This is a genomic window from Streptomyces sp. Ru73, from assembly GCF_002920575.1.
Lineage (GTDB): Bacteria > Actinomycetota > Actinomycetes > Streptomycetales > Streptomycetaceae > Streptomyces.
The window spans coordinates 1-6100 of record NZ_PQSQ01000175.1 but is presented as its reverse complement, the minus strand read 5'-3'; the positions used below and the strand labels follow the sequence as shown (position 1 = coordinate 6100).

At 71.9% G+C, this 6100-nt stretch carries 7 protein-coding genes; 2 read left to right on the top strand and 5 right to left on the bottom strand.

What is annotated here, in order from left to right:
* On the bottom strand, positions 1–218 hold a 218-nt coding region (locus C3486_RS38885; RefSeq protein ID WP_103837050.1), incomplete at its 3' end, for a hypothetical protein.
* 619 nt (positions 219–837) lie between these two features.
* Between C3486_RS38885 and upp the strand changes: the two genes are divergently transcribed.
* Positions 838–1473 (top strand): uracil phosphoribosyltransferase, encoded by a 636-nt coding sequence (upp, locus tag C3486_RS35895; protein ID WP_103837049.1) that lies wholly within the window; start codon positions 838–840, stop codon positions 1471–1473.
* A 209-nt stretch (positions 1474–1682) separates the two neighbouring features.
* Here upp and C3486_RS35890 read toward each other — a convergent pair whose 3' ends face one another.
* From C3486_RS35890 to C3486_RS35875, 4 genes are all read right to left on the bottom strand, one after another.
* Complete coding sequence (locus tag C3486_RS35890) at positions 1683–2327, bottom strand: LytR C-terminal domain-containing protein (protein WP_181138808.1); 645 nt, start codon at positions 2325–2327, stop codon at positions 1683–1685.
* Positions 2328–2473: 146 nt separating this feature from the next.
* Positions 2474–2770 carry a type II toxin-antitoxin system VapB family antitoxin gene (locus C3486_RS35885; protein ID WP_004943146.1) on the bottom strand — a complete coding sequence of 99 codons (297 nt, stop codon included), beginning with the start codon at positions 2768–2770 and terminating at the stop codon, positions 2474–2476.
* A 158-nt stretch (positions 2771–2928) separates the two neighbouring features.
* Positions 2929–3456, bottom strand: coding sequence for a DUF4232 domain-containing protein (locus C3486_RS35880; protein ID WP_103837047.1), 528 nt, complete (start codon positions 3454–3456; stop codon positions 2929–2931).
* A 375-nt stretch (positions 3457–3831) separates the two neighbouring features.
* Positions 3832–4884, bottom strand: a complete 1053-nt coding sequence (locus C3486_RS35875) for an NAD(P)-dependent alcohol dehydrogenase (RefSeq protein WP_103837046.1) — start codon at positions 4882–4884, stop codon at positions 3832–3834.
* 159 nt (positions 4885–5043) lie between these two features.
* Here C3486_RS35875 and C3486_RS35870 point away from each other — a divergent pair, with 159 nt between their 5' ends.
* Entirely contained in the window at positions 5044–5961 is a 918-nt protein-coding gene (locus C3486_RS35870) for a helix-turn-helix domain-containing protein (RefSeq protein WP_103837045.1), read from the top strand.
* Positions 5962–6100: the final 139 nt, after the last annotated feature.

Below are 6100 nucleotides of genomic sequence, written 5' to 3'. Positions count from 1 at the left end.
TACCAGCGGAACGTGCGCATGCGCATCGCCTGCCGCATCCGGGCGGCGCGGGCGCGCCGGGGCTGGACGCGGTCGCGCAGCGCCTTGGCCTCGTTCAGCTCGCGCAGGAACTGCGCCCGCCGGCGGCGGCGTGCCGCGTCCGGCTCGGCCTCCCCGCCGGCCGCCCGCGCGTCCATGGCCACCTTCTGGGCCGTGTCACCCGTGTGCGGGCCCGCGATCTCCGCGGCGTCCTCCCGGTCCCGATCCCGGTCCCGGTCCCGGTCCTGGGCCTGTTCCCGGCCCTGGTCCTGGTCCTGGCCCCGGTCCCTCGCCTTGCCGGGCGGTCCGGTCTCCCGTTCGTCCTTCGTGCGCGCCGCCGGGCGGCCGGGTCTGGTGCCGCCGCCCTCGCCTCTCGCCGTACCGCGCGCGGCGCCCGGCCTGCGGGCCGCCGGGCGTGCGGTGCGCCCGCCGCCGGGCTGGCCGGACGCGGGCGTGGTGCCCTCGGGCCGCGCATCCTGCCGGTTCTGCCGGGCCTGCCGCGCGTCCTGGCGGCTCTGCCGCCCTTGGCGTGCGTCCTGCCGCGACTGCCGTGCGTCCTGCCGGGACTGGCGTGCGTCCTGACGGTTCTGCCGGGTGTCCTGACGGTTCTTCTGGTCGGGCATGAGCGCCACCGCCTCGGGCCGAGGTCCTCACCCGGAGGCCGGCCGTCGGTCCGGGCGTCTGTGCCCACTTTCCCCCGAAGTAGTGGGATGATGCGAATCGATTGACGTTGGCCGAGTGCCCGCCCGCCGGTGGCCGATCTTCGTACGCCCGGTCCGGCGGGCGCCCGGGGGCCCGGCCTCGGTTACTGTCGATGTCATGCGGATCCACGTCGTCGACCACCCGCTGGTGGCGCACAAACTCACCACTCTGCGCGACAAGCGCACCGATTCCCCCACGTTCCGGCGTCTCGCCGACGAGCTGGTCACCCTGCTCGCGTACGAGGCGACCCGCGATGTGCGCACCGAGCAGGTCGACATCGAGACCCCGGTGACGGCGACCACCGGCGTCCGGCTCTCCCACCCCCGCCCGATGGTCGTGCCGATCCTGCGCGCGGGCCTGGGCATGCTGGAGGGCATGGTCCGCCTGCTGCCGACCGCCGAGGTCGGCTTCATGGGCATGGTCCGCAACGAGGAGACGTACGAGGCGCAGACGTACGCCACGCGGATGCCGGAGGACCTCTCCGGGCGGCAGATCTACGTCGTGGACCCGATGCTCGCCACCGGCGGCACGCTGGTTGCGGCGATCAAGGAACTGATCAAGCGCGGTGCCGACGACGTGACCGCGCTGTGCCTGCTGGCCGCGCCCGAGGGCGTGGAGGTCATGGAGCGGGAGCTGGCCGGCACGCCGGTGACGCTGGTCACCGCGGCGGTCGACGAGCGGCTGAACGAGGACCGCTACATCGTCCCCGGCCTGGGCGACGCGGGCGACCGCATGTACGGGACGGCCGGCTGAGCGTACGCACGGGCCGCGCGCCCAGCGTACGAATGGCCTCAGCGTACGAAGGCACGCACCGGCTCAGCGTACGAACACGGCGAGCCGGCCGGCGTACGAACGCGCTGACCGTACGAAGTCACTGAGCGTACGAACAGGCCGGCCGTACGAACCCGCTGAGCGTCGCGTCCTCGCGGGGCACACGCCCCGCGGCGGCGCTCAGGCGGCGTTCAGCACCCCGGCTTGTCCGGCTTCTGCTTCGGCGGGGCCGTCAGCGCGGCGAGTGCGGCCTTGGCGTCCTTCTCCTTCGCCAGGGCCTTGAACTTGTCGCCGATGATCAGGTCGACGTCGCCGCCCTTGCGGCCGTCGGTCTTCCGTTCGGCGCCCGTCACCTGCGTGCCGAGCACCTTGAAGGGGCCGTCGGCGGCGGCCGGCGCGCCGAGCAGTACGCCGGTGCCCTTGACCTTCTTGTCGTAGGCGGCGGGCGCGTTGCCCACCTCGCCGATGGTGAAGCCGCGCTTCTTGAGCGCGTCGGCGGTGTCCTTCGCGAGCCCGCTCTTGGTGGTCGCGTTGAGCACGTTCACCTTGACGGCCTTGGGCTTGGGCAGCGGCTTCGCCGTGCTGCGGGGCTTGCCGCCGTCCTGCCCGGCCGGGCAGGGATGCTTCTCCTGGGCGGCCTGCGCGGTGCCGCCGTGCCCGGTGAAGACGTCGATGAGCTGGACGGCGCCCCAGGCGCCGACGCCCAGCACGCAGGCGGAGGCCACGACCGCCAGGGCGATCCTGCGGTCACGACGGGGACGGCGCATCCTCGGATACCTGTCGCCCGTGATGCGGTACTTCTTACCGCCCATGCCGGGGGGCGTCAGCATGCTCATGGCCGCAGCGTAGTGCGGCCATGGCGCTCTGCCTATTAAATGATCTGTCCGTGGCGCGAGAGGTGACCCGAAAGGGCCAATACCGGGCGCCGACGGCACGCTCCGTAAGGCTCAGGGCTGAGCCTCGGCGCCGGTCGCGGCGGGTGTCAGTCCAGCTCGAGGACGCGGGCGTGCAGCACCTGGCGCTGCTGGAGCGCCGCCCGCACCGCGCGGTGCAGCCCGTCCTCCAGGTACAGATCGCCCTGCCACTTCACGACGTGCGCGAACAGGTCGCCGTAGAAGGTCGAGTCCTCCGCGAGCAGCGTCTCGAGGTCGAGCTGCTGCTTGGTGGTCACCAACTGGTCAAGGCGTACCGGGCGCGGGGCCACATCCGCCCACTGGCGGGTGCTCTCCCGGCCGTGATCGGGGTACGGCCGCCCATTTCCGATGCGCTTGAAGATCACACGGAAAGCCTACCGGTCACCCGGCCTCGGGCGCAGCCATGTCGCACGGGTACGAAGGGTGCTTAACCGGCCTGAAGGGAGCAATGCCGCTCCGCCGCCCGAGTACGGCGGAGCGGACCCGGCCGGGGATCGGGGGCTGTGCCCCGGCCGGGAGCTGATCACCAGAGGAGGGCGTCGGCGGCGTTGTCCTGCCAGTACGTCACCTTGGCGGCACCGGGCTGGATGAAGACCGGGCCGCCCTTGACGGTGACGGACTTCAGGCCGGTGTCCTTGGCCACGGCCACCTCGATCCTGCTGGTCTTGAAGCCCTTCTCCGAGGAGTCGGCGGCGGAGAGCGTCAGGCCCGCGTAGGCCTTCTCGCCGGGGGCGATGGTGACCACGGCCTGCGGCTGGGAGTCGTCGATGACCGGGGTGACCGCCTGCTGGTCCTTGTGGAGCCGCAGGAGCGGGTAGGTCTCGGCGGAGAAGTCGCAGGTCTTCTTCGAGGTGTTGGTGGCGGTGATCAGCACGTGGTTGATCGGCCGGCTGACGGTACCGGCCTGCAGCTTGAGTGCCGACGCCGTGCAGGGCGCCACCTTGGCGGCGGGCGCCGGGCGGGCGGTCTGCGCGAGGGCGGGGCCGGCGGTGGCGGCCAGGGCGCCGACGGCGACGAGCGAGGCGACGGCGGCCTTGACGGTCTTCTTCACGGTGTTTCCCCCGTATCCGGAGAGGCGGATATGCACTGGTGGTCGTGTGCCCGGGCGCTTCCGCCCGGCACGACATCCACTCTGCCGACGGAGACTATTGGTCCGCTAACGTCCGGCTAACGCCCTCTATACCGGTACGAATACGACGAAGCCGGGTGGCATTCGCGGCGAGGCCGGGCGGCCGTTACGCGGAAACCGGGCGGCGGACCCGACGAAACCCGGCGGCGTTCGCGACGGAGCCGGGCGGCCATTGCAACGGAACCGGGTGGCCGATGCCGATACGACGAAGCCGGGCGGCCGTCGGACGGCCACCCGGCATGCTCTTCGCGGTGGACCGGTCGCGGCGCATTCAGGCCGCGCGCCGGTCCACGGGGATCACATCGTCGAGGTGTCGATCACGAAGCGGTAGCGGACGTCGCTCGCCTGCACCCGCCGGTACGCGTCGTTGATCTCCTCGGCGGAGATCACCTCGATCTCCGCGCCGATACCGTGCGCCGCGCAGAAGTCCAGCATCTCCTGGGTCTCGGGGATGCCGCCGATCATCGAACCGGCCATCGCCCGGCTGCCGCCCAGCACCGAGAACGGCGAGAGGCTGAGCCGCTCCTCCGGCGCGCCGACCTGCACCAGCGTGCCGTGCACGCGCAGGAGCGAGAGGTAGGCGTCCACGTCGAGGTTGGCGGAGACGGTGTTGATGATCAGGTCGAAGCGGCCCGCCAGCTCCTGGAAGGTGGCCGGGTCGGAGGTCGCGCGGTAGTCGGAGGCACCCAGCTTCAGGCCGTCCTCCTTCTTGCGCAGCGACTGGCTGAGGACGGTGACCTCGGCGCCCATCGCGTGCGCGATCTTCACGGCCATGTGGCCGAGGCCGCCCAGGCCGACGACCGCGACCTTCTTGCCGGGGCCGGCGCCCCAGCGGGAGAGCGGCGAGTAGACGGTGATGCCGGCGCAGAGCAGCGGCGCGGCGACATCCAGGGAGACGCCCTCGGGGATGCGGAGGGCGAAGTCCTCGGAGACCACGACGTGGGTGGAGTAGCCGCCGTACGTCGGCTCGCCGTCCCGGCCGATGGCGTTGTACGTCTGTACGTTGCCGAGCTCGCCGGTGCAGTGCTGCTCCAGTCCGGCCTTGCAGTTGTCGCACTCCCGGCAGGAGTCGACCATGCAGCCGACGCCGACCCGGTCGCCGACCTTGTGGCGGGTGACCTCGGAGCCCACCGCGGAGACCACGCCGGCGATCTCGTGGCCCGGGACCATCGGGAAGATGCCCTCGCCCCAGCCGTTGTCGACCTGGTGGATGTCGGAGTGGCAGATCCCCGCGTACTTGATGTCGATTTCGATGTCGTGCGCGCCGAGCTCGCGGCGCGGAATGGTGGTGCGCTCCAGGGGTGCCTTGGGCGCGGGTGCTGCGTACGCGGTGACAGAGGTGTGTGTCATGACATCGAGCCTGCGTCCTCCGCGGAAGCGGAGCCAGACCCCCCGTTTACGTACGAACGGCATTGGTACCAACAGCAGTGTCACCCTCACGACCTGCGGTTTCCCAGAGTTGTCCACAGGCCACAGCGGGTTGTCGGCCACTGCGCGGATACTGGCCATATGGACCAGCGCACCGAGTTGAGCGAATTTCTGCGCACCCGCCGCGCCCGTCTGCAGCCCGAGGACGTCGGACTGCCGCGGCACGGCGGGCGGCGCCGGGTGCCGGGGCTGCGGCGGGAGGAGCTGGCGCAGCTGGCTGGCGTGAGCGTGGCGTACTACGTACGCCTGGAGCAGGGCCACGGGCAGAACGTCTCCTCCGCCGTCCTCGACGCGATATCCGGCGCCCTCCGGCTGACCGCCGCCGAGCGCGCGCACCTCAGCCACCTGGTCAAGCCGAAGGCCAAGCGCTCGCGCGGCGCGGGGCGCCCGCAGCGGGTGCGGCCCGCACTGCAGCAGCTGCTGGACGCGATGGAGGGCATACCGGCGTACGTCGCGGGCCGCCGGCTGGACGTCATCGGGTGGAACCGCATGGCGTGCGCGCTGCTCGGCGACTACGCCGCGATGGAGCCGGAGCAGCGGAACATCGCCCGGCAGGTCTTCCTGGACCCCGCGTCCAGGGACCTCTTCGTCGACTGGGACAGCAAGGCCGCCGACATCGTCGCCTTTCTGCGGATGGACGCGGGCTGCCACCCCGACGATCCGGAGCTCGCCTCGCTGATCGGGGAGCTGTCGGTGAAGAGCGAGGAGTTCCGGCAGCTCTGGGCCACGCACGACGTGCAGGACAAGGGCTTCGGCGTGAAGCGGCTGCACCATCCGGTCGTCGGGCCGCTGACCCTGTCGTACGAGACGCTGCGGCTGCCCGCCGACCCGGACCAGCAGCTGATCGTCTACAACGCGGAACCCGGCTCGGCGTCGGCGGAGTCGCTGCGCCTCCTGGGCAGCTGGGCAGCGGAGGGCCCGGCGGACCGCACCCCGGCCACCGCGGACCGCCCCCGCGTGAGCAAGGACACGGCCGAACGCCAGGACACGGGGGGCTGACGCGACCAGGGGGACGTGTCGGGGCGCGGGACGACGTAGAGGGGTGACATGGGGGGCGGCGACGCAGGGACTGACGACGAGGGAGTGCCACGGCGGGGCGCTGCCGATGCGGGGGGCATCGCGGTGGGGCGCTGACCAG